Source organism: Xanthomonas codiaei (assembly GCF_002939785.1).
GTDB classification, from domain to species: domain Bacteria; phylum Pseudomonadota; class Gammaproteobacteria; order Xanthomonadales; family Xanthomonadaceae; genus Xanthomonas; species Xanthomonas codiaei.
Map to the genome: position 1 here is coordinate 70,258 of NZ_MDEC01000010.1, position 25,158 is coordinate 95,415.

The following is a 25,158-nucleotide window of genomic DNA, read 5'->3' on the forward strand; positions in this document are numbered from 1 at the left end:
CCACCGCTCTTCGAGCGCGATCACGCGCGCATGCACGCCTACGTCTATAAAAGCCAACGCAAGCAGGACACCTTCGTCTATCTCGCCACGCGTGACGACTTCGCCGGTCTTCCTGCTGCCGTGCACGCGCAGTTGGCGCCGTTCGCCTTCGTGCTGGAGGTGGCACTGACGCCGGAGCGCCGGCTCGCGCAGGCCGACGCGGCCACGGTGCGCGAGGCGCTGGGCAAGCACGGTTTCTACCTGCAATTGCCCAAGACCGTGGTGCTGGCGGGCGAGTGCGACCATGACTGATCCGCAGCGTGCTGCACGCCTGCGCGCCGCCGCGCTGGCGGCGGTGGCCGGCGTGGTGTTGTCCCTGCTCGGCGGCCTGGGCGGCGCCGTTGCCGCGCTGGGCCTGTGGCTGGCCCAGCCTGCCTTTGCGCTGGCGGTGTCGTGGGCGCGCGGCACGCGTACTCTGCCGTCGCAGCCGCGCGCCATCGCGCAGGCCTTGCCGCCGTTGCTGGCGATCTGGGGCGTGGGGCTGCTGGCCCTGGCTGCCCTGATCAGCTGGCCGCTGACTGCGCTGCGCGACAGCGGCAGTCTGGCCGCCGCGCTGGCGCTGAGCGTGGCGATCAGCGCCGCCTTGCTGGGCCTGTGGCGGACCTGGCCGCTGTGGGGCGAAGTGGAACGTGACGGCGGCGCGCTGGCGCCACGCTGGCACGCGCTGGCCACGCAGGAACTGCATGCCTGGCGCGGGTTGCTGGCGGCTGCACTGGTGCTGGCGATGTGCACGCTGTGCGTGACCCTGGCTTGGCCGGGCGGCGTGTCCGGCGGGTTGCGCTGGGGTCTGGCGATCGCCGCCTGCGTGGCCTTGCCGGCCGCCCACCTGCTGTTGCAGCGCACCGCCGCGCCAGCGCGCAGCGCGGCACCGGCCGCCCCGCAGGCAGCCGACTTCTTCAATGAGGCGGCCGCGGCGCCGCGCCCGCTGGAGCCGGTGGCGCAGCATCAGTTGGTACCCGAATTGTTCGAGGCGGCACGCAGCGGGCGGGTGGATCGCGCGCTGCAGTTGCTCGAGGCCGGTGCCGACCCGCAGGCGCTGCCGCTGCCGGAATGGCGCGACCAGCGTAGCCTGCCGGCACTGGCGGCGGTGCTGCCGGACCTGCGTCTGTTGCGCGAATTGATCGTGCGCCGTGTCGACGTCAACCAGCCGCACCGCGGCATGACCCCGTTGCTGGCCGCCACCCGCGACAGCTGGCATGGCCGCCCGGATGCGGTGATGACCCTGCTGGCCAACGGCGCCGATCCGCGCGCCAGCGACAACGACGGCAACACCCCGCTGCATCACGCCGTGCGCAGCTCCGATCCCGGCGTGGCCGCGCTGCTGCGCGATGCTGCCGCAGAACTCGATGCGCTCAACAACGACGGTCATTCGCCGCTGGCGATGGCCTGCCAGGTCGGCAACTGGCGGTTGGCGAAGTTCCTGCTGGAGCGCGGCGCGCAGTCCGAACCGGATGGCGGCGCGCCGGTCTTGCTGGCCGCCGCCGGCACCGAAGAAGACGACCCGGCCGGCGTGCAGCTGCTGCTCAAGCACAAGGCGCGCGTGGATGCGCGCGACCGCCAGCGCCGCAGCGCCCTGCACGAAGCCGCACTGGCCGGTCACGGCGACATCGTCGAAGCGCTGCTGTCGGCCGGCGCCAACCTGGAGGCGCGCGATCTGCTTGGGCGCACCCCGTGGCTGGATGCCGCCCGCCAGGCGCGCAGTGCGGTGCTCGAACGCCTGCTCGCACGCAAGGCCGACGTGCTGGCCATCGATGGCGAAGGACGCAATGCGGTGATGCTGGCCTGTGCGGCCGATAGCGTCTCGCCCGCACTCATTCGCCGCCTGCTCGAATTGCAGGTGCCGGCCGATGCGGCCGACGTGCACGGCCGCCGCGCGGTGGATGTGGCCGCCGAAGCCGGGCGCTGGGCCATCGTGCAATTGCTCGACCCCGCCTACCCGTTGCCGGCCGCGGTCAGCGATGCTCCGGGCGATACCCCCGGCGTTGCCGCCTTGCCCGATCGCCCGCCGCTGGTGCTGCTGCGCGAGGGCCTGCAGCTCGGCCAGCGCGACAGCCTGGGTGCGCTGGCCAGGCTGTGCGGGCCGGAAGAACTGGGCGGCCTGCTGCACGATGCGCATGTGGCCCTGAATGCCGAGGCAGTGGACTGGCTGCTGCGCCATGGCGCCGATGCCGAGGTGCGCGACGCCTGCGGCGACGTGCCGATGTTCGCGTTGCTCTCGCGCGGCCTGGAGGCGGTGCCGGCCCTGCAGGTGCTGCTGCGCCATGGCGTCTCGCCGGCCGGTGCCGGCGGCCTGACCCGGTTGCTCAGCGCCTGCGTGCAGCACGATGCCGCCTCGCGCGGGCTGGAACAGTTCGCGCTGGAGCTGCTCGAGCGCGGCGCCGACCCGTTCGCGCCCTCGGCCGCGGGCGACCCGCCGTTGTCGCTGGCGGTGCGGCTGGGCTGGTTGCGCCTGCAGCAGTGGTTGCTGGAACACGGCGTGGACCGCGAGGCCCGCGACAGCCACGGCATGACCGCACTGCATCTGGCCACTGCGCTGGGCCGCGAGGCGGCGCTGAAATTGCTGGTCAAGCAGGGCGCCTCGCCGGATGCGCGGGCCGCCGACGGGCAGACGCCGCTGGGCGTGGCGCTGTCGATCGGGCGTCGCGACCTGGCCGACTGGTTGGACTGGCGGATCTGGCCGCTGCCGCGCCGCGCGCTGCGCGAGGCGGACGTACCGGCGGCTGCGATGACCGGCGACACCGACGCGGTGCGCCGCCTGATCGCGCTCGGCCTCGCCGTCGATGCGGTCGATGCGCAGGGCTGCACCGCGCTGCTGCGTGCGGCCGGCGGCGGCCATCTGGGCGTGGTGGCGCACCTGCTGAGCCGTGGCGCCGATCTGCAGCGCGCTGCCAACAGCGGCGCGACGCCGTTGTCGGCGGCGGTGAGCATGCGCCAGACCGAGATCGTGGCCGCCCTGCTGCAGGCCGGCGCGCAGATCGAGCACCGCCTGCCGGGCGGGGTCACCGTGCTGATGCTGGCGTGCGCGCTGGGCCTGCCGGACATCGTGGCGCGCCTGCTCACCGCCGCCGCCGACGTGCATGCCACCGACAACCAGGGACTGGCGCCATTGCACTGCGCCGCCCTGTACGGCTTCACCGCGCGCGATACCACCCGCCTGCTGGCCTTGCTGGACACGCTGCTGCTGGCCGGCGCCGATCCCGAGCATCTGGCCGGCGGCCGGGTCAGCCCGCTGCTGTTGCTGCTGGGCGCGCGTGCCGAACCGGGCACCGCCTGCGACGAGAAGGTAGTGCTGGCCGGGGTCGAGCGCCTGCTCGACGAAGACGTCTCGCTGGAGGTTGCCGATCAACGCGGCTTCGGGCCGCTGCACCTGGCCGCCCTGCATGGCCTGCCGCTGCTGGTGCAGCGCCTGCTGCGCGCCGGCGCCGATGCCGAGCGCCGCGATGCGCTCAACCGCACCCCGCGCGAGATCGCCATCATGCGCGGCTTCATCGATGTGGCCGGCCAGTTCGAACCGGCGCTGCCGGGCGTCTCGTCGATGGCGCGCTTCCTGCGCGAGGGCCGCTGAGCCTGCGCGGCGGCCAACCGCTGCGGGTGCTGTTCGTGTGCAGCCGTAACCGCCTGCGCAGCCCCACCGCCGAACGCGTGTTCGCCGACTGGCCCGGCGTGCAGGCGCAGTCGGCCGGGCTGGCCGCCGATGCGCAAGTGCAGGTCACCCCGGAGCTGTTGCAGGAGGCAGAGGTGGTGCTGGTCATGGAACGGCGCCATCTGCAGCTGCTGCGCAAGCGCTTCGCCGCGCATTTGCGCCACTGCCGGGTGGTCTGCCTGCAGATCCCCGACGACTTTGCCTACATGGACCCGGCACTGGTTCGCCGTCTGGAACACACGGTGCCACCGCTGCTGCGTTTGCCGGCGCAGTCGTAACCTGATCCCGACACCGCGCGTGCAAGACTGCCGGTTCTTTCGCAGGAAGGAAGCGCCCGCACGATGAGCGTTCGTATCGAAGACCACGCCATGCTGGGCAACTGCCACAGCGCGGCCCTGGTCGACCACCGTGGCACCATCGACTGGCTATGTCTGCCACGCTTCGATTCCGATGCGGTCTTCGCTGCATTGCTGGGCGACGAGCAGCACGGGCAGTGGGCACTGGCGCCCGCAGCCGATTTCCGCAGCGAGCGCGCCTATGAAGACGACAGCCTGGTGCTGTGCACGCGGTTGATCACTGACACCGGTACGGTGGAACTGGTTGACTTCATGGCCGCCACCGAAAATGGCGAGCTGCACCAACACCTGGTGCGCATCGTGCGCTGCGTGCAGGGCGAAGTGCCCATGCACATGCGGCTGACCTTCCGTTTCAATTACGGCCGCACCGTGCCGTGGGTGACCCGTATCGATGGCGGCATCCGCGCCACCGCCGGGCCCGATCAGCTTGCGCTGCGTTCGCCACAGGAGCTGCATGGTCAGGACCTGGGCACAGAAGCCGACTTCACCCTGCGCGATGGCGAGAGCACCTGGTTCGTGCTCAGCCATGGCGCCTCGCATCTGCCCACGCCGCCGCCGATCGACCCGGAACAGGCGCGGCAACGCACCACCGCGTTCTGGCACGGCTGGGCGCGCCGCTGCACCGACGTGGGGCCGTGGACCCAGCAGGTACGCCGCTCGCTGGTGGTGCTCAAGGGCCTGAGCTATCTGCCCACTGGCGGCATTGTCGCCGCGCCCACTGCCTCGCTGCCCGAGCACCTGGGCGGTACCCGCAACTGGGATTACCGCTATTGCTGGCTGCGCGATTCGGTGTTCACGCTGATCGCCCTGTTGCAGGCCGGCTATCGCGACGAGGCCGCCTCGTTCCGCGACTGGGTGCAACGCACCATCGCCGGCTCGCCGGACCAGTTGCAGGCGCTGTACGGCATCGGCGGCGAGCGCCGGCTGCAGGAGTGGGAGGCGCACTGGCTACCGGGCTATGAAAATTCCGGCCCGGTGCGCATCGGCAATGGTGCAGTGGATCAGTTCCAGCTCGACGTTTATGGCGAGCTGATCGGCGCATTCCATTACGCCCGCGAAAAAGGCGTGGCGCTGCCGTCGGACGACGATGGCTCGTCGGCGGCATTGCTGGAAAACATCCTCGACACACTCGAAGAACTGTGGCGTCAGCCGGACGAAGGCATCTGGGAGATCCGCGACGAGCGCCGTCACTTCGTGCATTCCAAGGTGATGGCGTGGCTGGCGTTCGATTGCGGCACGCGCGACGGCATCACCAACGCCGATGCCGCCAAGCGCGCGCGCTGGGGCGCAATCGCCGAGGAAATCCGCGCCGAAGTGCTGCAAAAAGGCGTGCATCCGGATGGTCACTTCGTGCAGAGCTATGGGTCTGATCGGCTGGATGCGTCGCTGCTGTTGATTCCCATCGTCGGCTTCCTGCCGCCGGAGGATCCGCGCATTGCCGCCACCGCCGACGCGATCGCACGCGAGCTGACCATCGATGGGCTGGTGGAACGCTATCGCGCCGACGACAGTGCCGACGGTCTGCCGGCCGGCGAGGGCACCTTTCTGGCCTGCAGTTTCTGGCTGGTGGAAAACTATGCCCTGATCGGTCGCACCGATGAAGCGCGCGCGCTGCTCGAACGATTGCTGGGGCTCTGCAACGACGTGGGCCTGCTCGCAGAAGAGTACGACCCACGCGCAAAACGCATGCTTGGCAACTTCCCCCAAGGGTATTCCCACGTGGCCCTGGTCAATGCGGCATTGCGCCTGCATGGACGCATGGGCGAAAAGGAAACGCATCCATGAATGAGCAACAGACCACGCCGCCCTGCATCATCGTGGTGTTCGGCGCCCGCGGTGACCTGACCCGGCGGCTGGTGATGCCGGCGCTGTACAACCTGCGCCGCTCGGGCGCGCTGGGCGATGACTTCGCCATCGTCGGCATGGACCATGGCGACATCAGCGAGCGCGCCTGGCGCACCAACATGGGCAAGGCGATGACGCAGCTGCTGAGCAGCCGCGATGCCGAATTCCAGACCGATGCCTTCGACACCGCCACCTGGGAGTGGTTGCGCGAACGCATGCATTACCTGCGCGGCGACTTCACCGACCTGGGCGCCTACCAGGCGCTGGGCGGTGTGCTGGACAAGCTGCACAAGCGCTACGGCACACAGGGCAATGTGCTGTTCTACCTGGCCACCGCTGCGCGCTTCTTCGAACCGGTCCTGCTCAACCTGGGCGAGGCCGGTCTGGTCAAGCAGCGCGAAGGCGAGGGCTGGCGCCGCGTCATCGTGGAAAAACCCTTCGGCCACGACCTGCCCAGCGCCATCGCGCTCAACGCCACCGTGGCCAAGGTGCTGCACGAGGACCAGGTGTTCCGCATCGACCATTTCCTGGGCAAGGAAACCGTGCAGAACATCCTGGCATTCCGCTTCGCCAATGGCCTGTTCGAGCCGGTGTGGAACCGCGACCGCATCGACCACGTGCAGATCACCGCCGCCGAGACCATCGGCGTGGAAGGGCGTGGACGTTTTTACGATCCCACCGGTTGTCTGCGCGACATGGTGCCCAATCACCTGTTCCAGCTGCTGGCGATGATCGCGATGGAACCGCCGGCCGCATTCACCACCGAGGCGATGCACCGCCGCCGCGCCGAGGTGATCGAAGCGGTGCGCCCGATCAAGCCGGAAGATGTCGTGCGTGGCCAGTACGCCTCCGGCGCGGTCAATCGCACCGCAGTGCCCGGCTATCGCGAAGAGGACACCGTGCCGGAGGACTCGGACACCGAAACCTATGTGGCGATGAAACTGCAGGTCGACACCTGGCGCTGGGCCGGCGTGCCGTTCTACCTGCGCACCGGCAAGCGCCTGCGCGAACGCACTACCGAGATCGCCATCCGCTTCAAGCCGGCACCGCTGGCCCCCTTCCGCAGCACCGAAGTGGGCGGTTACGGCCCGGACTGGCTGGTGCTGCACATCCAGCCCGATGAAGGCATCTCGCTGCAGTTCGACGTCAAGCGCCCCGGCGCACAGGTGGCATTGGCGCCGGTCCGCATGGACTTCCGCTACCGCGATTGGTTCCCCAAGGAATACACCGTGGGCTACGAGCGCCTGCTGCAGGACTGCATGAACGGCGAAGCGGGCCTGTTCCAGGACGCGGCAATGGTCGAAGGCGCCTGGCGCATCGTGCAGCCGATCCTGGACGCCTGGAAGCAACCGGCCAGCGACTTCCCCAACTACGCCGCCGGCAGCGCCGGCCCCTCGGCCGCCGATGCGCTGCTGGCCATGAATGGCGGACACGCCTGGCGCGCGCTCACCCCAGGCCGCAGGCCGCCACCGCGCCGGGCGCCGGAGGTGCGTGTGGGTGCTGCAGCGCCGGTGAAGAAGGCCACCAAGAAGGCAGCCAAGAAAGCGACCAGGACGGGTAGCGCGTCCAAGGCAACCAACGCGTCAACCAAGCGAGCGTCGGCGGCTGCTAGTACGCCTGCGCAAGCGGCAGCCTCGAGCACGTCGGCAAAGAAGACCGCGACCAAGCGTGCAAGCAAGCGCGTGGCAAAAGCACCAAGGACCACCAGCAACGCAGCAGGTAGCAAGGCCGCAGCGACGAAGTCGCCGGCCCGCACCACACGCAAGCCACGCAGCTGAGCGACAGAAACGCCGCCGCCGCCGGGCGGCGGCTGTGCACGCAGACAGCGTGCAATGAATTGCAGTCATGCAATACAAGCGCCCTCGTAGGAGCGCGCCCGAGCGCGACGGGCATTACTGGTAAAGCCTCATCGCGCTCAGGCGCGCTCCTACGTCATGCGATGTGCCGGCTCAACGCTCGTGCGTGGTGGTGGGTGCCGGCTCGGCATCCACGTCGGCCTTGACGTCGGCTTCGAACAGGTTCATCAGGTCGGCGCGGGCGTCGCGCGAGGTCTGGATCACCTTGGCCTCGTCGTCGTAGACCAGGTGCTGGCGGCGCAGCAGGTCTTCGTCGTGCTGGCGGAAGCGTTTGACGTGTTCGCGCGCGTCGGCCTCGCCGAGTCCCAGCGAGGTCAATACCCGCCCGCTCAGTTCCAGGCTGGAGGCAAAGACCTCGCGGAATGGTTCTGCACCCAGGTCCATCAGTTTCCAGGCGTGCTGGCGGTTGCGCGCGCGCGCCAGCACGGTGGCCTGCGGGTACAGGCGGCGGATCAGCCGCACGGTCTTGATGTTGGTATCCGGGTCGTCCACCGCGATCACGAACACCTTGATGCGGTCGGCGCCGGCGGCGCGCAGCAGCTCGGGGCGGGTGGGGTCGCCGTAATACAGCTGGCTGCCGAAGCGACGCAGGTCTTCCACGGTATCGGGGTTGTGTTCCAGCGCCACGAACGGCACGTGCCGCGCGGTGAGCAGGCGCGCGACCACCTGGCCGAAACGGCCCATGCCGGCCACCAGCACCTTGGGCGTCTGCGTGTCGATGGTGTCGAACGGGCGTTCGGGCTTGGGTTCGCGCAAGCGCAGTGGTCCATTGAGGATGCGTTGCATACCGAGCAGCAGCAGCGGCGTCAGCGCCATCGACACGCCGACGATGGCCACCAGGCGGTCGTGATTGGCGGCCTCCAGCAGGCCGACGCGGTCGGCCTCGTTGAACACCACGAACGCGAACTCGCCGCCCAGCCACAGTACGCTGCCCAGCATCAGGCTGCTGCGCAGCGGCAGCTTGGCCACGCTGCCGATGCCGACCAGCAGCGAGAACTTCACCACCAGCAGGATCGCTACGCCAGCGGCAATCACTCCCGGCTCGGCGGCCACGCGATTGAGGTCGATGCCCATGCCTACCGAGATGAAGAACAGGCCCAGCAGCAGGCCTTCGAACGGCTCGATCTGCGATTCCAGTTCGTGGCGGAATTCCGAATCGGCCAGCAGCACGCCCGCGATGAAGGCACCCAGGCTGGCGCTCAGACCGGCTTCCTGCATGATCCACGCAGTGCCCAGCACCACCAGCAGCGCGCTGGCTGTGAACACTTCGGGCATGCGCGTACGCGCCACCACGTTGAACAGATGGCGCAGCACCAAGCGCCCGCACACGATCACCAATGCCAGCGCCGCCATCGCCCTGGCCACGTCCTGCCATTCCAGGGTGGCGTTCTTGCTGCCGCCCAGCAGCGGAATGGCCGCCAGCAGGGGGATGGCGATCAGGTCCTGGAACAGCAGGATGGCGAAGGCCAGCCGGCCATAGTCGCTGTTCAGCGCCTTGCGTTCGGCCAGCAACTGCAGGCCCACCGCGGTGGACGACAACGCCAGTGCCACGCCGACGATCAGCGCGCTCTTCCAGCCCAGTTGGCCCAGCATCAACAAGCCGCCCAGGATCACCGCGGTCACCAGTACCTGGCTGGCACCGGCACCGAATACCGAATGCCGCATCACCTTCAGCCGGGCTGGCGAGAGTTCCAGGCCAATCACGAACAACAGCATCACCACACCGATCTCGGCCGCGCCGCTGATGCGTTCGGCATCCTGCACCACGCCCACGCCGTCGGGTCCAAGCACCACGCCGGCGACCAGGTAGGCCAGCACCGCGCCCAGGCCGAAGCGCTTGAACACCGGCACCGCCACGATCGCCGCCAGCATCAGGACCAAGGCCAGTTCGAGGCCGCCGCTATGCATGTCGCACTCTCCGTTGAGGTGCGTATTATGCCGCGCAGGGCGGCCGGCCGGCTTGCACGCCTGTGCCGCCGGCGCGCGGCGGCAGGCATGCAACGCGCCTGGTGTGCGAGGTCGATGCGTGGCGGTGGCAGGGCCGGCCAGCACACGCCAGCGGCAACCGGAAGGGTCTGCCAGCGTCGCGATAAACGCGACGCGCCCGGGCCGGGCTTAGCGGCTCTTGAGCAGGAAGCGACGGTCCAGTCGCTGCAGCGGACGCGCGTTGAACGGATACACCCGCTCGAATGCGTCGATCTGTTCCCTGGACACCTGCACCGGTTGACTCAGTACCACCCAGTCCACCGTTTCGCTGCAGGGCGGGGTGGTCAGCGAGCCCTCGTAGCGATAGAAGCTGCGTGGAGTGCCGGGCGGTAGAAAATCGCTGGCACGCACGGAAGCGTCGGCCACCTTCCTGGTCTGATCGGTGCCGGCCGGCATCGCATCGAGCACGCGCTGGAAGGCCGGATTGGCGGTGCCGGTCTCGAAGAAGATCGCCAGCACGCCGAGCGTTCCATCCGGGCCCTGGTGCACGATATGCGCCTCCATCGGAAAACGCCGGCCGTTCAACAGGTGTTCGCTCGGATGATGGAAGTGCAGCTGCAACGCGTCGTACTGCTTGCCGCCGACCAGCATCTTGCCGCCGTCGTGCAGGTCCAGCTGGATGGAGTGACCGGTATTGCGCACCACCAGCGGCACTGCGGTGTAGTCCAGGCGCAGGCTGCCCAGGGAGGCGTCGATCGCGTCCTTCAGATCGATGGGGCTGTTCTGCTGCCCATTGCCGCACAACGCGTTTTCCTTAGCCAGTTCTGCCCAGTGCTCGGCACCTCCCGGCCCGGTATAGCCCCATTCGTGGCCCTGGTGCGGAGCGGTTTCGTGCGCATGCACCGGCGTGGCATCCGGCAGTGCGGTCTGCGCCATCCCCAGCGTGCCCCAGCCAGCGGCCAGGCACAGGCACAGCGGGCTGACGCGGTGTAACAACACGGACTTGAAAGAGGGCATGGCGGGTTCCTGGCAAGCGAAGCAGCGGCGGGGACGGATGGCCGATGTCGTCCCGCAACGCTGCGCGAGATCGACCCTGCCGGGAAGCGAACTGTACCGCCTGTGCGGCGGCAAGGTGGCGGTTTGCGACAGCCGGTTGGCTGCATCCGATCAGCGCGCGCGTCTGCATGCCCGGGGCAGCGGCGGCCGATGGCAAGGCGGCTGCACTCCGCGCGCTGCATGCGCTGGACCGGTCGCTCGCCGCACCGCCGCGACGCTTGTGCGTGGGGCAAGGTGGGTCCAGGCCAAACGCCGCCGACCGATCGACATGCGTGTGGCGATGCCTGCCGCACGTTGCCGAGGTCGGCTGCCATACGCTCACTGAAGCCAGCCGCACGCGAGGCATTGACCAAGCCAGCGCAGGCGCGCAGACTGCGCCGCGCTCCCGCCCGGATCACCGGTCGGTGCGCACCTTTTGGAGCCCATACCCATGTCCAGCGACAGTCACCCTAGATCCGAGTCGATGACCTGGTTGGCGCGCGCCTGAGGCTTTGAGGTTCGCCGACCGTCATCGACGACGGTCGTCACCAGGCGAACCACCATGTACGAGCAAACCCTGCGCCTTGCCCAAGGCGTCGATGCACTGACCGCACCCCTGGCCGAGCTCAACACGGCCGATGCGGTGGAATATCTCAACACCCTCGACCGCGAAGACGCCGCGCAGGTAATGGCCGCGTTGCCGCCGCCGCGTGCGGTGAAGTTGCTCGAACAACCCGAGCTGCGCGATGCCAGCGCGCTGGTGGCGCTGCTGCCGGCCGAACAGGCCGCCTCGCTGCTCGGGCAGATGGCCGACGACCGCGCCACCGACATCTTCCACGGCCTGGATGCCGATCAGCGCCAGCCGCTGCTGTGGCTGCTCAGCGCCGAGGCGCGGCTGTCGATCCAGGCGCTGATGCGCTACCCGCCCAATACCGCCGGCGCGCTGATGACCACCGAGTTCGTGGCGGTGCCGGCCGACTGGACGGTGGGGCGCACCCTGCAGCACATCCGCGACGTGGAGCGCAGCCGCGAGACCGTCTACGCGATCTATCTGCTCGACCCGCAGACCCGCGTGCTGCAGCAGGTGGTGACCATGCGCCGGCTCATCACCGGCGCTGCGGATGCGCCGATCCTGGAGGTGGCGCAGGTCAATCCGCCGATCACCGTGGACCCGGCGCTGGACCAGGAAGAAGTGGCGCGGCTGATCCGCCGCCACGACCTGCTGGCGATCCCGGTGGTGGATCGGCACGGCCATGTGCTGGGCATCGTCACCGTGGACGATGTGCTGGATGCGTTGATCGCCGAATCCACCGAAGACGTGCACAAGTTCGGCGGCATGGAAGCGCTGGACAAGCCCTACATGCACATCGGCTTCGGCCAGATGATCAAGAAGCGTGCGGGCTGGTTGAGCGTGCTGTTCCTGGGCGAAATGCTCACCGCCAGCGCCATGCAGCACTTCGAGGACGAGCTGTCCAGGGCGGTGGTGCTGACCTTGTTCATTCCGTTGATCATGAGCTCCGGCGGCAACTCCGGTTCGCAGGCCACTTCCTTGCTGATCCGCTCGCTGGCGTTGCGCGAGCTGCGCCTGCGCGACTGGTGGAAGGTGGCGCTGCGCGAGCTGCCCACCGGCATCACCCTGGGCGCGATCCTGGGCGTGCTGGCGATCGTACGCATCGCGATCTGGCAGAACGCCGGGCTGTACGACTACGGTCCGCACTGGCAGATGGTGGCGCTGACCATCGGTGCGGCCCTGATCGGCATCGTCACCTTCGGCTCGCTATCCGGCTCGATGCTGCCGTTCGTGCTGCAACGCCTGGGCTTCGACCCGGCCAGCGCCTCGGCGCCGTTCGTGGCCACCCTGGTGGACGTCACCGGGCTGGTGATCTACTTCAGCATCGCCGCGCTGATCTTGAGCGGCACGCTGTTGTAGAGTCCGCCTGCCGGACGGACGAGGAGCGGGCGATGGGCCGCAGCCCACTGTGTCGGATGGCATGGATCGTGTGGTGGGTCATCGCAGTGCAGCAGATCGGCTCGGCCGAACCGGCGCAGACGGCGGACTGCAGTTACCATGCCTTGCACCTGATTGCAGTAGCCAGTCATAGGGGGGGCAAAATGAGTAACAAACTTAAGGAAGAAAAGATGACCACCAACGCCCCGATTCTGACGAGACTGGCCATATGGGTGGTCCCGCTCTTCAGCACCACTCTGGCTGCGCCCCTAAGCGCGCAGAATCCCATTGGAATCGAGCTGATGAACGATTTGGCCTGGCATGGCGTGTCCGATCGGATCCAAATCAATCAGCCATCTGTGCAAGGAAAGCCGCCCCATATCGACGTTTGGGAACGAATTGCCATAGGCAACACATACGGCAACTGGGCTTACGTGAAGAACCTGATCGATTGCGAGCAGTGGACTCAAATTCCGTTCTCGACAATTGACCGGAATGGCTACTTCGTCTACTGGTCAGATGCCCCTAGTTCCGTAAAGGCCGCCTGGGAAGCACATGGCCAAGGCAATGAGAGGGTTATTACGGGGGTGTGTGGCCTGTACGGCATCCCGAAGCAGCGTCGAGAGACGCCTGACACTGACAAAAGCGGCAACTACGTAGAGCGCTATTAACCATGGGGGGCGGTGGTGCCTTCGCTGGCAACGGAGTCGCGTCAGCGGCCCGCTCTGGCCCTATCCCGTAGCCCAGGACACCGTGGCTGCGGCAATGGCGGGGAGATCAGGGCCGGCAGGCGGCGATTCGATTGCGTGACACGGTGCAGCGGGACGCGCTTGCTTGGCCATAGCGGATGCTTGTACGCACCTTCGCACACCAGTACGTGTACCGTAGTGCGATGGCATTCGCGTCCCCCGCCCGATGAGTACGTACCACCTGCAACAGGTCTTTCGCCCCACTACCGTCGCGGTGGTGGGCGGCAGCCCGCGCGAGCGCTCGGCCGGGCGGGCGGTGGTGCGCAATCTGCGCGCGGCCGGCTTTCCCGGGCAGATCGGCTGGGTGAGCCCGCGCTACAGCGAGATCGATGGCGTGCGCACGGTGGCGCGGCTGACCGATCTGCCCTGGGTGCCCGACCTGGTGGTGATCACCGCACCGGCGCGCATCGTGCCGCGCATCGTCTCCATCGCCGCGCGGCGTGGGGTGGCGGCGGCAATCATCCTCACCGCGGGCCTGGGGCACGGCCCGGGTTCGCCGGCCGCGCGCATGGAGGCGGCTGCCCGCGCAAAAGGCCTGCGCATCCTCGGGCCGCACTGCCTGGGCGTGATCGCTCCGCATGCGCGGCTCAACGCCAGCATCGCCGCGCATTGCCCGCAGGCCGGCGATCTGGCGCTGATCTCCGAATCCAGCGCGATTGCTGCGGCGCTGGTGGAGTGGGGCGTGGCGCGTTCGGTGGGGTTTTCGGCAGTGGTGTCGCTGGGCGACACGCTGGATGTGGATTTCGGCGACCTGCTGGATTACTTCGCCACCGACTACCGCACCCGCGCGATCCTGCTGTATGTCGAACGCATCGGCGATGCGCGCAAGTTCATGTCGGCTGCGCGTGCGGCCGCACGCGCCAAGCCGGTGGTGGTGGTCAAATCGGGGCGCCAGTTCCGCATCGATCCCAATGCCGACACCCATGCCCAAGCGCTGGCCGGCTCGGATGCGGTGTACGGCGCCGCGTTCGCGCGTGCCGGCCTGTTGCGGGTAGGTGCGTTGGACGAATTGTTTGCCGCCGCCGAAACGCTGGGCCGGCTGGGCAGTTTCCCGGGCCGGCGGCTGGCCATCCTGAGCAACGGCGGCGGCGTGGGGCAGCTGGCGGTGGACCAGCTGGTGCTGCGCGGCGGCACCCTGGCCGAGCTGTCGCCCAAGACGCTGGAGCGGCTGGATCAATCGCTTCCCGAAGGCTGGTCGCGCAGCAATCCGGTGGACATCATCGTCGATGCCGATGGCGCGCGCTACGCCGCGGCGATCGAAGCCCTGCTGGACGATCCGGAGAACGATGCGTTGCTGGTGGTCAACGTGCCCACCGCGTTCACCTCTTCGGCCGATGCGGCCAAGGCCTTGACCCGCGCGCTGGAGCAGCGCAACCGCTACCAGCGCGACAAGCCTGTGTTTGCGGTGTGGCTGGGCCAGGACGATGCGGCCATTGCCGCGCTCAATGCCGCGCGCGTGCCCACCTATGCCACCGAATCGGACGCGGTGCGCGGCTTCACCCACCTGGTGCGCTACCGCGAGGCGCAGGCGGCGTTGATGGAAACCCCTCCCAGCCTGCCGGAAGACTTCGTGGTGGATGCTGGCGTGGCGCGCACGCTGGTCGAAGAGGCGCTGGCCGCCGGCCGGCGCTGGCTGGACCCGGTGGCCACCAACCGGTTGCTGAGCGCCTACGGCATCCCGGTGGTGCCGCTGCAGGTGGCGGCCACCGCCAACGAGGCCGCGTTGCTGGCCGACCCATTATTGGCCGTCGGCCGCACGGTCACCTTGAAGGTGTTGTCCAGCGAGATCGCGCACAAGTCCGATGTGGACGGCGTGCGCCTGAACCTGTCCAGCGTGGCGGCGGTGCGCGAAGCGGCCACCGGCATCCTGGCGCGTGCACGTGCCGCGCATCCTGCAGCGGCCATCGATGGGATCATCGTGCAGCCCACCGTGCTGCGACCCAAGGCGCGCGAACTGATCGCCGGTATCGCCGACGATCCGGTGTTCGGCCCGGCCATCGTGTTCGGGCGTGGCGGTACTGCGGTGGAAGTCATCAACGACCGCGAACTCGCACTGCCGCCGCTGGATCTGCGCCTGGCCCACGAGCTGATCGGCCGCACCCGCGTCTCGCGCATCCTCAAGGCCTACCGCGACGTGCCGGCCGCCGACGAGCGCGCGGTGGCGCTGGTGCTGGTCAAGCTGGCGCAGCTGGCCGCCGACATCCCGGAAATCACCGAGCTGGACATCAATCCGCTGCTGGCCGACCGCGACGGCGTGATTGCGCTGGACGCGCGCGTGGCGGTGGCGCCGGCGCGCAAGCTGCACAAGGGCCGTGGCCATCCGCGTTTTGCGATCTTTCCCTACCCGAAGGAATGGGAGCGCCAGATCGGCCTGGGCGATGGCACCCACGCACTGGTGCGCCCGGTGCGACCGGAAGACGACGCGCTGTTCCGCGCCTTCTTCGCCCGCGTCACCGACGAGGACCTGCGGCTGCGCTTCTTCCAGTCGGTCAAGCATTTCAGCCACGAATTCATCGCCCGCCTGACCCAGCTCGACTACGCCCGCTCGATCGCGCTGGTGGCCATCGACCCCAGGACCGGCGACATGCTCGGCGCGGTACGCCTGCACGCCGATGCCGACTACGAACGCGGCGAGTACGGCATCCTGATCCGTTCGGACCTCAAGGGTCACGGCATCGGCTGGCAGCTGATGCGCATCATGATCGAGTACGCCCGCTGGCTGGGCCTGAAAGTAATCGAAGGCCAGGTGCTGCGCGAGAACCGCACCATGCTGGCCATGTGCCAGAGCCTGGGTTTCGGGGTGCGCCCGGATCCGGAGGATGCGAGCCTGATGGCGGTGACGCTGCCGGTGGACGGTTAGCGCGGCGGCACCGCTGCTGCACCACTGCTGCACCGCTGCCTGGCGAGGGTGGCCCCAGGTTAGGTGGGGCGGCGGCCGGCGGCTGCGGATGCGCACCATCGACGGTTCGCACGGCCTGCCTGCGCCACGGCGCCTGCTCACCGTCCGCGACCTGCCCCGATCCGCTACCACGGCATGGGACGTGGCCGGTGCCGAATCGGCAGGCAGCCCGCAGACCCAGCGCTCGCGCCCCATCATGCATCGCTGCCCGACCGGTGCCTGCCACGGCCCGGCAGCCCGCCACAACCGGCGCAAGCGCCCCGGGCCTTTGCTGGTGCTGGGCTGGGATTGGCCGTAGACTCTCGGCACAAGGAGCCTGCCTGCATCGGGTTCCGACTTCACGGATGATGTCATGTCGATGGCGATGACCGATCGGTGCCTTGCACCCTTGCAGTTGTGCGACGCCCCTGCGGGCGCGAGGTCATCCAATGGTGTATCGCTGCGCCAGATCCGGCCGCTCCACCATGGCCCACGATGACATGGGGACTCCTTGCTCTCTTTACTGGTCTGGTTCCAGCGCGCGCGTGTTGCCTGCGCCGCAGGAACGTGACTGTCGGTTTTCGTCTCAGCACTGTCGGGAGTTTCAATGTTTCGTGATTTCAGAATGTCGTTCGTCGTCACCGCGCTCTGTCTGGGTGTGGCGGCGTGGTGGGGGCACAATTCGAGCATGGGGATCTGGCAGGCCTTGTGGCTGTGCGCGGTGCTGAGCGTGCTCGAGGTCTCGCTGTCCTTCGACAATGCGGTGGTCAACGCCGGCGTGCTCAAGCACATGAGCGAATTCTGGCGGAAGCTGTTCCTGACCGTCGGTATCCTGATCGCGGTGTTCGGCATGCGCCTGGTGTTCCCGATCGTGATCGTGTCGGTGGCCACCGGCATGGGCCTGATGCCGGTGATCGACATGGCGCTGAACGAGCCGGACAAGTACAGCCAGGTGCTGACCGACCATTACCCCTCGATCGCGGCCTTCGGCGGCATGTTCCTGCTGCTGGTGTTCCTCAACTTCCTGTTCGATCGCGAGCGCGAGCTGCATTGGCTGGGCCCGGTGGAGCGCCTGGTCGGCAAGCTGGGCAAGGCCGATGCGATGTCGGTCATCGTCGCGGTGGCGGTGCTGCTGGGCACCAAGCTGTTCCTGCCGCAGGAGATCTTCCAGAGCGTGCTGTTCGCGGGCATGGGCGGCATCCTGCTGTACCTGCTGGTCGACAGCGTGGATGCGCTGTTCGAGTCCGAAGAGGACGAAGGTGGGGTCAATGTCGCCAAGCGCTCGGGCGTGGCCGCGTTCCTGTACCTGGAAGTGCTGGATGCCTCCTTCTCGTTCGACGGCGTGATCGGCGCGTTCGCCATCACCCGCGACGTGGTGATCATCATGCTGGGCCTGGCGATCGGCGCGATGTTTGTGCGCTCGATGACGGTTTACCTGGTGCACAAGGGCACGCTGGACGAATTCGTGTTCCTGGAGCACGGCGCGCATTACGCCATCGGCGTGCTGGCGATCATCATGCTCATCGGCACCGTGCACCACGTGCCGGAAGTGTTGACCGGCCTGATCGGCGTGGCCTTCATCGTGGCATCGGTGTGGTCCTCGATTCGCTACCGCAAGCAGCACCCGGCCGGCGAAAGCGCCTGAGCCGGCCGCCGTTGCCTGCGTCCGGCAGGCAGCGGCGTTGCTGCGTCCGGGTGGCGGCTGCCCTACGGCATCGCTCGCGTGCGATGGCCATGCCAGTCGCCGCCTGGCGTGGCCGCTGGCGCGCCGATCCGGTTCCTTCTTCCGCAGTTTCCCTCGACCAGGTGAGCTCATGCGTCGTTTGCCCGTCTATCTGCTTCTCGATACCTCCGGTTCCATGCGCGGCGAGCCGATCGCGGCGGTCAACGTGGGCCTGCGCGCCCTGGTGACCTCGTTGCGGCAGGATCCGTCGGCGTTGGAGAGCGTGCATATCTGTCTGATGACCTTCGATGCGGACGTGAAGACGATCCTGCCGCTGACCCCGTTGGACCAGCTGCAATTGCCCGAGATCACCACGCCGGAGTCCGGTCCAACCATGCTCGGAAAGGCCTTGCAGCACGTCTGCGAACGGGTGGACCTGGAAGTGCGTCGTTCCAGCGAAGACGCCAAGGGCGACTGGGCGCCGCTGCTGTTCGTGATGACCGATGGCAGCCCTACCGATCTGCAGGTGTTCGAGGAGCAGATCCCCGAGCTGCGCAAGCGCAACTTCGCCAACATCATCGCCTGCGCGGCCGGCCCCAAGGCCAAGTCGACCTATCTGTCGATGTTCACCGCCAACGTGTTCGCGCTGGATACGCTGGACAGCGCCTCGTTCACCAGTTTCTTCAAGTGGGTGTCGGCGGCCGTCAGCGGCGGCAGCCGCAGCCAGGGCACGCCGGAAGGCACGGCGCTGCCGCCGCCGCCGAGCGAAATCCAGCTGGTGCTGTAACCCATCGCCACCACCGAGTGAGCCGCTGTCTTCGTCCAGGAGTCTGAGATGCGTCGCCTTCCGATCTATTTCCTGCTCGATGTCTCCGAGTCGATGATCGGGGAAAACCTCTATCGGCTGGAAGAAGGGCTGGCCCATATCGTGGCGACGCTGCGCACCGATCCGCACGCGCTGGAAACGGCCTGGATTTCCATCATTGCCTTTGCCGGGCAGGTGCGGCGGCTGTTGCCGCTGACCGAACTGACCAGCGTGGTGGTGCCCAGCCTGCCGGCGGGCGGCGGCACCTCGCTGGGCCGGGCGATGAACTACCTGATGGACGAGGTGGATGCCTCGGTGCACCGCAATAGCGCCGAGCGCAAGGGCGACTGGAAGCCGATCGCGTTCCTGATCACCGATGGCAAGCCCACCGACGATATCGCCCCGGCGCTGTCGCGCTGGCAGCAGCAGTATGCAAGGCGCGTGTCGCTGGTGGCGGTGTCGATCGGGCGCAATGCCGACCTGGGCGTGCTCAACCAGTTCACCGATGCCGACAAGGTGCTGACCCTGGATGACAGCAGCGACGGCGCGTTCCAGCGCTTCATCGCCTGGGTCACGCAGTCGGTGCAGGCGCGCAGCCGCAGCGTGGGCGATGTGTCCAAGGAAGAGCAGCTGCCGGACGCGGATGTGTCGATCCTGAAAAAGCTCAACCTGGATAAGCCGCTCGAGCGCGTAGACGAGTCCAACGCGTATTTCGTCTCCAAGTGCCAGCGCAGCGAGTTGCCATATATCTCGCGCTACGAGCCGATGCACCAATCCTTCGATGTCGGCAGCGCGCAGCTCAGTGCAACGACCTATCGGCTGGTGGGGTGCTATCCGGTCAGGAACGATTATTTCGAGATGTCCTCGGAAGCGCCGAACTTCGCCACGGTGGAGTCGGACCAGATCTTCGGCACGCCCAGTTGCCCGCACTGCGGCAACCGGATCGGATTTGCGATGTGTTCCTGCGGCAACACCTTCTGCGTTCCCGGCGAAGGCGAGCAGACCTGCCCGTGGTGCAAGCAGCGCGCCTACTTCGGCTGTTTTGCCGATGGAGAATCGGTGGAGATTTCGCGTGCGCGGGGCTGAGTGATGCCGCCACTGCCCCCACCGGCGCCGCCTGCGCAGGCGCAGGCCCACGCCGCCCTGGCCGAGTTGCTGGGCAGCTATCTGCGCCAGCACGGCGTTGTACCGGAGCCGGCCCGGCTCCGGCACCTGCTTCAGGAAGCGCCGGTGCTGGAATTGCTGCATTGGCTCGATGCCACCGCATCGCGCCTGGCGTCGCCGCTCGGCGAGGCATCGGCCTCCTCGCCGGAGCCGGGCGCTATGCCAGCCGCGACGGCGGCATCCATTGCACGCGACGCGCCAGCAATGGCGCCAACCGCATCCCGACCAGGCGATGTAGTTCCGGTGGAGTCATCAGCATCCAGTGCAGGCGACGTGGTACAGGTGGAGCCTGCGACATCCAGTCCAGGCGACGCGGCGCAGGCGGAGCCAGCGGCATCCGGCCCAGCCGATACGGTGCCGGTCTCTCCGTCAGCATCGGGCAGCGCGGTCGAACATGCAGCGAGCACGGCGTCCTCCGTTGCGACCGACGCGGCGCTGTTTGTAGCGCCTGCCTCGAGTGCGCCCGCAACGGCGCTGCGCTGGCGTTTTGCCAATGCCACCGCAGGGAGCGCGTATGTCGGGCAGACCGCGCCTGTCAGCGATCCGCAGCGTCCGGCGCAGTTGTACCGCCTGATCGCCGTGGAAGGGCTGCAGGGAAGCGGCCTGCGGTTCGATGCGGCCAGCGGCGTGCTTTCCGGCGTGCCCAGCGCAGCCACCGCGACCGGCGAAGAGATGCATTTTGCCGCAGGCTTCCTGCCGCTCGATGCGGCGGCCGGCGCCCCGTTGCAGGCCGGCGTGGCCAGCCTGCTGGTCAATCCGGATCCGCGCGCGCTGTGGAAGCAACGCGAGCCAGATGCCGCCCTGGGCCTGCGCAAACCGCATACCGCAACGGCGCATGCGCGGATCGACGGTGCCTACGCGATCGCTGCCAGCGTGCGCGGGCGCTCGCATGCCAATGCCGGCAGCTTCCGCGAAGACGACCTCGCCATTGCCACCGATCGCGACGCCCGCTGGCTGGTCTGCGCGGTGGCCGATGGCGCCGGATCGGCACCGCTGTCGCGACGCGGCTCGGAGTTGCTGACCCGGCACGTCGTCGCCACGCTGGCGGCGCATCTGGAGGGCGTCGAATTCTGGGCGCGCCAGCAGGGGCTGCAGTGGCAGCACCACGCCGACCTGCTGCCGCGGCTGCAACCGCGCTTGCTGGACGCGATGCAGGCCAGCCTGGCATCGGCCAGCCAGGCATTGCTGGGCCACGCCAGCCTGCTTGGCGTCGACGAAGGCGCGCTGGCCTCGACCCTGATGCTGACGGCGGTGCGTCCCTGCGGCGCGCAGTCGCTGGTGCTGAGTTACTGGATCGGCGATGGCGCGGCGGCCACCTACGATGTCGACTCCGGCGCCCTGCAATTGCTGGGGCAGGCCGACGCCGGCGAGTACTCCGGGCAGACCCGGTTCTTTCTTTCCGATGCATTGGCCGGCAATACGCCGGCGGCCGTGCAGGCGCGCATGCGCTGCGTGTGGCTGCCTGCCGGTGCCAGGGTGATCCTGATGAGCGATGGCGTGTCCGATCCCAAGTTCGGTACCGAGCGCGCCTTGCAGGATCCGGCGCACTGGCAGCGGTGGTGGCAGGCCGATCTCGCGCCGCCGCTATCGGCCGTGCAGGACCTCGCGGCCCTGCCGCAGGCGTTGGTGGAGTATCTGGGCTTCTGGTACCCGGGCGAACACGACGATCGCACCTTGCTGATACTCCAGACCGAGCGCGCACCATGACCGCTGCCATCGTCCGCACCACGGCCCACGATGGCAGCACGGTCGAGTTCTACGATCAGCTGCGTGGCAGCGGCGGGTTGAAGGACTGCTATTTCAGCGTGGATGGCCGCTATGTGGTGCTGTTCTTTCGCCAGCCCCCCGATGCCAATGTGCGTGAGCGCATCGCCAATATCGTTGGGCGCTTTCGCGACGGCATCTTCAACCAGGTGGGCGGCGAGTACTGGAGCGGCATGTTCTGCTGGCCGCAACGCACGCTGGAATGGAACGGCCGCTTCGGCCTGGTCGCGCCGATGTATGCGCGGCACTTCTTCTTCGAGCACGGCTCGCGCAACGGCGATGCGCTGCAGATCGCCGGGCGCGAGAAGGAAGGCAAATGGTTCGCCTCGGCCAATAATCGCAGCAAGTACCTGGATCCGCGCGAGCTGGGCAACTGGGCCAGCCATCTGCGTATCTGCCTGTTGATCGCGCGCGCGGTGCGCCGCCTGCACATGGCCGGCCTGGCGCATTCGGATCTGTCTTACAAGAACGTGCTGGTCGACCCGGTCGGCGGCAACGCCTGCATCATCGATATCGATGGACTGGTGGTGCCAGGAAAATATCCGCCGGATGTGGTGGGCACGCCGGACTTCATCGCGCCGGAGGTCGTAGCCACCGCCAGCCTGCCCAAGCACGATCCGCAGCGGCGCCTGCCGTCGATCCAGACCGATCTGCATGCGCTGGCCACGCTGATCTACATGTATCTGCTCTACCGCCATCCGCTGCGCGGCGGGAAGGTGCACGACGCCGATGCCACGCGCGATGAAGAACTGGCAATGGGCGAGCGCGCGCTGTTCGTGGAAGATCCGCACGATGCCTCCAACCGGGTGCGGCTGAGCGATGTGCGCAGCAGCGAGCTGCCCTGGGCCGATGCCGCCACGCGCCCGTACACCCTGACCGGCCCCTACCTGGCACCGCTGTTCCTGCGCGCATTCACCACCGGCCTGCGCGATCCGCAGCAACGCCCGCAGGCCTCGGAATGGGAAGACGCGCTGGTACGCACCGTCGATCTGCTGCAGCCCTGCAGCAATGCCCGCTGCGAGCAGGGCTGGTACGTGTTCGACAATACCTCGCGGCCGCGTTGCCCGTTCTGCGCAACGCCGTATCCCAATGCGCTGCCGGTGCTGGACCTGTATTTCTCCACGCACACGCCGGGCCAGTTTCGCCCGGAAAACCACCGCCTGGTGGTCTACACCGGGCAGTCGTTGTTTCCCTGGCACGTCAATCGCCATGTAGCACCCAACGAGAAGCTGGCCGTCGAGCAGCGGCGACGGGTGGGCTACTTCGTGTTGCACGAGGGCCATTGGTATCTGGTCAACGAGGCGATGCCCGAGCTCTACGACGCCACCGCTGGCGCCCTGGTGCCGATCGGTGAAAAAGTGGAGCTCAGCCAGGGACGGCAACTGCTGCTGTCGCGTGCGGAGGGCGGGCGTCTGGTCCATGTGCAACTGGTGCTGCCCGATGCCGGCAGCGGCGCCGTTGCGGTTGACTAGACCTGCAGGGCAGGTCACTCTTTCGACCTGCTGATCGCAGGCCGGTTGCGCCAATGCCGCCGTGCAGCGCAGATGGGCCAGGCCAGGGACAGGGGCAGTGACGACTCTACAGATCGGACAAAACATAGCCCTGGAGGGCGACCGCCTCGACGCACAGATCACGCTGACGGGTGTGCCTTCCGGCATGGAGTTGGATGTCAGTGCCTTCGTGCTGGGCGCCCAGGGCCAGGTCCTGGATGACGGCGCATTCGTGTTCTATGGGCAGCCCAGCTTTCAGGCCGGCGCGGTCACCGTCGATGCCAGGGCGCGGCGGGTCGGCATGCAGCTGTCGGCGTTGCCGGCGCAGGCCGAGCGGGTGGCTGTGGCGATCACCATCGATCAGGGCATGCGCCGGGCGCAGCGCTTCGGGCAGCTGCAGCAGCTGACGTTGGCCGTGACCGCCGGCAGCCAGAGCTGCAGCTTCGCCCCACCGCTGGTAGGCATGGCAGAAACCGCGTTGATCCTTGCCGAGGTCTACCGGCGCAACGGGCAGTGGAAGCTGCGCGCGGTGGGGCAGGGATTTACCGGCGGGCTCGGCCCGCTGGCCAGGCATTTTGGCGTGGAGGTGGATGACGATCCGGACGCGGCCACGGCCGCGCCGCCGCCGCCCACGCCTGCCGTCCCGCCGCCGGTTCCTGCAACGCCGCCGCCACCGCCTGCTGCTCCGCCACCGGCGCCGTCGGTCAACCTGTCCAAGATCGTGTTGGAAAAGTCCAAGCCGGTCGCGCTGGAGAAGGCCTCCGGCAAGTTTGGCGAGATCGTGGTCAACCTGCGCTGGAGTCGCGGTGGCGGGATGTTCTCGCGCGCCATCGATCTGGACCTGGGCGCCATGGTGGAACTGCAGGACGGCAACAAGACCGTCGTCCAGGCGCTCGGTGGGAATTTCGGCAGCCTGGTGCAGATGCCGTACGTCAAGCTGATGGGCGACGATCGCAGCGGCAGCTCCGGCCAGGGCGAGTTCCTGCACCTCAATGGCGACGAATGGGCGCGCATCAAGCGCGTGCTGATCTTCGCCTTCATCTACGAGGGCGTTCCCAACTGGTCCAATGCCAATGGCGTGGTGACCATCCGCACGCCGGGCCAGCCCGAGCTGGAGGCGCGCCTGGACAGCCCCAACAATCGCGACGGTATGTGCGCCATCGCCATGCTGGAAAACAGCAACGGCACCATTCGTGCAACCAAACAGGTGGACTATTTCACCGGGCACGACACCATGGACATGCGGTTCGGCTTTGGGTTCGAGTGGAGAGCCGCTCGCAAATAGCCTGCGTGCCGTGTCTGGCGGGCGCTGCCATCGGCCTGCACACGATCAATCGCGTTTCCCGGGAACCGCAAGGTTCCGATTCTTACCCCGCAACAATCTAAGGAGTGCAGTATGGGCGTCAGTCTTTCCAAGGGCGGTAATGTCAATCTCAGCAAGGAAGCACCTGGCCTGAGCGAGGTCGTCGTGGGTCTGGGTTGGGATCCGCGTGCCACCGACGGCAGCGAATTCGACCTGGATGCCAGCGCGTTCCTGCTCAAGCCGGACGGCAAGGTGCCGGACGACAGCAGCTTCATCTTCTACAACAACAAGACCTCCGCCGATGGCTCGGTCGTGCACCAGGGCGACAACCGGTCCGGCGCGGGCGACGGCGACGACGAGCAGATCGCGGTCTCGCTCAACGGCGTGCCGGCGGCGGTGGACAAGATCTCCTTCGCGGTGACCATCCACGAGGCCGAAGGCCGTCGCCAGTCGTTCGGCATGGTGGGCAACGCGTACATCCGCGTCGTCAACAAGGCCGACAACAAGGAACTGGCGCGCTACGACCTGACCGAAGACGGCTCCACCGAGACGGCGATGATTTTCGGCGAGCTGTACCGCAACGGTGCCGACTGGAAGTTCCGCGCCGTCGGCCAGGGCTTCAAGGGTGGCCTGGGCCCGCTGGCCGCCAACTACGGCGTCAACATCGGCTGATGCCGGCACGGCCGTTGCCTGT

18 protein-coding genes are annotated in these 25,158 nt (G+C 67.8%); 16 read left to right on the forward strand and 2 right to left on the reverse strand.

What is annotated here, in order from left to right:
* The first annotated feature begins 30 nt into the window (after nt 1-30).
* The 5 genes from XcodCFBP4690_RS09385 (at nt 31) to zwf (ending at nt 7,661) form a co-directional block, all read left to right on the forward strand.
* Nucleotides 31-291: a YcgL domain-containing protein gene (locus XcodCFBP4690_RS09385; RefSeq protein WP_104540691.1), complete on the forward strand. Its 261-nt coding sequence runs from the start codon at nt 31-33 to the stop codon at nt 289-291.
* Nucleotides 284-3,604, forward strand: coding sequence for an ankyrin repeat domain-containing protein (locus tag XcodCFBP4690_RS09390; RefSeq protein ID WP_104540692.1), 3,321 nt, complete (start codon nt 284-286; stop codon nt 3,602-3,604). The genes XcodCFBP4690_RS09385 and XcodCFBP4690_RS09390 overlap by 8 nt, the downstream gene beginning before the upstream one ends.
* 26 nt (nt 3,605-3,630) lie before the next feature.
* Complete coding sequence (locus tag XcodCFBP4690_RS09395) at nt 3,631-3,960, forward strand: low molecular weight protein tyrosine phosphatase family protein (RefSeq protein WP_104540693.1); 330 nt, start codon at nt 3,631-3,633, stop codon at nt 3,958-3,960.
* A gap of 63 nt (nt 3,961-4,023) precedes the next feature.
* Nucleotides 4,024-5,823, forward strand: a complete 1,800-nt coding sequence (locus tag XcodCFBP4690_RS09400) for a glycoside hydrolase family 15 protein (RefSeq protein ID WP_104540694.1) — start codon at nt 4,024-4,026, stop codon at nt 5,821-5,823.
* Entirely contained in the window at nt 5,820-7,661 is a 1,842-nt protein-coding gene (gene zwf, locus XcodCFBP4690_RS09405) for a glucose-6-phosphate dehydrogenase (protein ID WP_167394544.1), read from the forward strand. The genes XcodCFBP4690_RS09400 and zwf overlap by 4 nt, the downstream gene beginning before the upstream one ends.
* 171 nt (nt 7,662-7,832) lie before the next feature.
* Here the strand turns inward: zwf and XcodCFBP4690_RS09410 are convergent, their stop codons facing one another.
* The gene (locus tag XcodCFBP4690_RS09410) at nt 7,833-9,647 is read right to left on the reverse strand and encodes a monovalent cation:proton antiporter-2 (CPA2) family protein (protein ID WP_104540746.1); all 1,815 of its coding nucleotides are present in this window, start codon (nt 9,645-9,647) and stop codon (nt 7,833-7,835) included.
* A 207-nt stretch (nt 9,648-9,854) separates the two neighbouring features.
* A complete protein-coding gene (locus tag XcodCFBP4690_RS09415) occupies nt 9,855-10,682 on the reverse strand; it encodes a carbonic anhydrase (protein ID WP_104540696.1) in 828 nt (275 codons plus the stop codon).
* A gap of 580 nt (nt 10,683-11,262) precedes the next feature.
* Between XcodCFBP4690_RS09415 and mgtE the strand changes: the two genes are divergently transcribed.
* The 11 genes from mgtE to XcodCFBP4690_RS09470 all read left to right on the forward strand — a co-directional run bounded on the left by mgtE (nt 11,263) and on the right by XcodCFBP4690_RS09470 (nt 25,136).
* Nucleotides 11,263-12,630: a magnesium transporter gene (mgtE, locus tag XcodCFBP4690_RS09420; protein WP_104540697.1), complete on the forward strand. Its 1,368-nt coding sequence runs from the start codon at nt 11,263-11,265 to the stop codon at nt 12,628-12,630.
* Nucleotides 12,631-12,698: 68 nt separating this feature from the next.
* Nucleotides 12,699-13,319: a hypothetical protein gene (locus XcodCFBP4690_RS09425; protein WP_244183602.1), complete on the forward strand. Its 621-nt coding sequence runs from the start codon at nt 12,699-12,701 to the stop codon at nt 13,317-13,319.
* 244 nt (nt 13,320-13,563) lie between these two features.
* A complete protein-coding gene (locus XcodCFBP4690_RS09430; protein WP_104540698.1) occupies nt 13,564-16,257 on the forward strand; it encodes a bifunctional acetate--CoA ligase family protein/GNAT family N-acetyltransferase in 2,694 nt (897 codons plus the stop codon).
* A gap of 88 nt (nt 16,258-16,345) precedes the next feature.
* On the forward strand, nt 16,346-16,594 hold the full coding sequence (locus XcodCFBP4690_RS09435) for a hypothetical protein (RefSeq protein ID WP_104540699.1): 249 nt from the start codon (nt 16,346-16,348) through the stop codon (nt 16,592-16,594).
* Between the two features lie 288 nt (nt 16,595-16,882).
* Nucleotides 16,883-17,920 carry a DUF475 domain-containing protein gene (locus tag XcodCFBP4690_RS09440; RefSeq protein ID WP_104540700.1) on the forward strand — a complete coding sequence of 346 codons (1,038 nt, stop codon included), beginning with the start codon at nt 16,883-16,885 and terminating at the stop codon, nt 17,918-17,920.
* A 169-nt stretch (nt 17,921-18,089) separates the two neighbouring features.
* Nucleotides 18,090-18,725 carry a vWA domain-containing protein gene (locus XcodCFBP4690_RS09445; protein ID WP_104540701.1) on the forward strand — a complete coding sequence of 212 codons (636 nt, stop codon included), beginning with the start codon at nt 18,090-18,092 and terminating at the stop codon, nt 18,723-18,725.
* A gap of 48 nt (nt 18,726-18,773) precedes the next feature.
* Complete coding sequence (locus XcodCFBP4690_RS09450) at nt 18,774-19,829, forward strand: TerY-C metal binding domain-containing protein (protein WP_104540702.1); 1,056 nt, start codon at nt 18,774-18,776, stop codon at nt 19,827-19,829.
* Nucleotides 19,830-19,832: 3 nt separating this feature from the next.
* On the forward strand, nt 19,833-21,614 hold the full coding sequence (locus XcodCFBP4690_RS09455) for a PP2C family serine/threonine-protein phosphatase (protein ID WP_146091870.1): 1,782 nt from the start codon (nt 19,833-19,835) through the stop codon (nt 21,612-21,614).
* Entirely contained in the window at nt 21,611-23,143 is a 1,533-nt protein-coding gene (locus XcodCFBP4690_RS09460; RefSeq protein ID WP_104540704.1) for a helix-hairpin-helix domain-containing protein, read from the forward strand. The genes XcodCFBP4690_RS09455 and XcodCFBP4690_RS09460 overlap by 4 nt, the downstream gene beginning before the upstream one ends.
* 97 nt (nt 23,144-23,240) lie before the next feature.
* Nucleotides 23,241-24,446: a TerD family protein gene (locus XcodCFBP4690_RS09465; protein ID WP_104540705.1), complete on the forward strand. Its 1,206-nt coding sequence runs from the start codon at nt 23,241-23,243 to the stop codon at nt 24,444-24,446.
* A gap of 111 nt (nt 24,447-24,557) precedes the next feature.
* The gene (locus XcodCFBP4690_RS09470; protein WP_104540706.1) at nt 24,558-25,136 is read left to right on the forward strand and encodes a TerD family protein; all 579 of its coding nucleotides are present in this window, start codon (nt 24,558-24,560) and stop codon (nt 25,134-25,136) included.
* The last annotated feature ends 22 nt before the right edge of the window (nt 25,137-25,158 follow it).

Excerpts from the sequence above, each read along its gene's own strand:
- XcodCFBP4690_RS09385 (WP_104540691.1), top strand. The coding sequence starts at position 31 with ATGCACGCCTACGTCTATAAAAGCCAACGCAAGCAGGACACCTTCGTC.
- XcodCFBP4690_RS09390 (WP_104540692.1), top strand. The coding sequence starts at position 284 with ATGACTGATCCGCAGCGTGCTGCACGCCTGCGCGCCGCCGCGCTGGCG.
- XcodCFBP4690_RS09400 (WP_104540694.1), top strand. The coding sequence starts at position 4,024 with ATGAGCGTTCGTATCGAAGACCACGCCATGCTGGGCAACTGCCACAGC.
- zwf (WP_167394544.1), top strand. The coding sequence starts at position 5,820 with ATGAATGAGCAACAGACCACGCCGCCCTGCATCATCGTGGTGTTCGGC.
- XcodCFBP4690_RS09410 (WP_104540746.1), bottom strand. The coding sequence starts at position 9,647 with ATGCATAGCGGCGGCCTCGAACTGGCCTTGGTCCTGATGCTGGCGGCG.
- XcodCFBP4690_RS09415 (WP_104540696.1), bottom strand. The coding sequence starts at position 10,682 with ATGCCCTCTTTCAAGTCCGTGTTGTTACACCGCGTCAGCCCGCTGTGC.
- mgtE (WP_104540697.1), top strand. The coding sequence starts at position 11,263 with ATGTACGAGCAAACCCTGCGCCTTGCCCAAGGCGTCGATGCACTGACC.
- XcodCFBP4690_RS09430 (WP_104540698.1), top strand. The coding sequence starts at position 13,564 with ATGAGTACGTACCACCTGCAACAGGTCTTTCGCCCCACTACCGTCGCG.
- XcodCFBP4690_RS09435 (WP_104540699.1), top strand. The coding sequence starts at position 16,346 with ATGCGCACCATCGACGGTTCGCACGGCCTGCCTGCGCCACGGCGCCTG.
- XcodCFBP4690_RS09440 (WP_104540700.1), top strand. The coding sequence starts at position 16,883 with ATGTTTCGTGATTTCAGAATGTCGTTCGTCGTCACCGCGCTCTGTCTG.
- XcodCFBP4690_RS09445 (WP_104540701.1), top strand. The coding sequence starts at position 18,090 with ATGCGTCGTTTGCCCGTCTATCTGCTTCTCGATACCTCCGGTTCCATG.
- XcodCFBP4690_RS09450 (WP_104540702.1), top strand. The coding sequence starts at position 18,774 with ATGCGTCGCCTTCCGATCTATTTCCTGCTCGATGTCTCCGAGTCGATG.
- XcodCFBP4690_RS09455 (WP_146091870.1), top strand. The coding sequence starts at position 19,833 with ATGCCGCCACTGCCCCCACCGGCGCCGCCTGCGCAGGCGCAGGCCCAC.
- XcodCFBP4690_RS09460 (WP_104540704.1), top strand. The coding sequence starts at position 21,611 with ATGACCGCTGCCATCGTCCGCACCACGGCCCACGATGGCAGCACGGTC.
- XcodCFBP4690_RS09470 (WP_104540706.1), top strand. The coding sequence starts at position 24,558 with ATGGGCGTCAGTCTTTCCAAGGGCGGTAATGTCAATCTCAGCAAGGAA.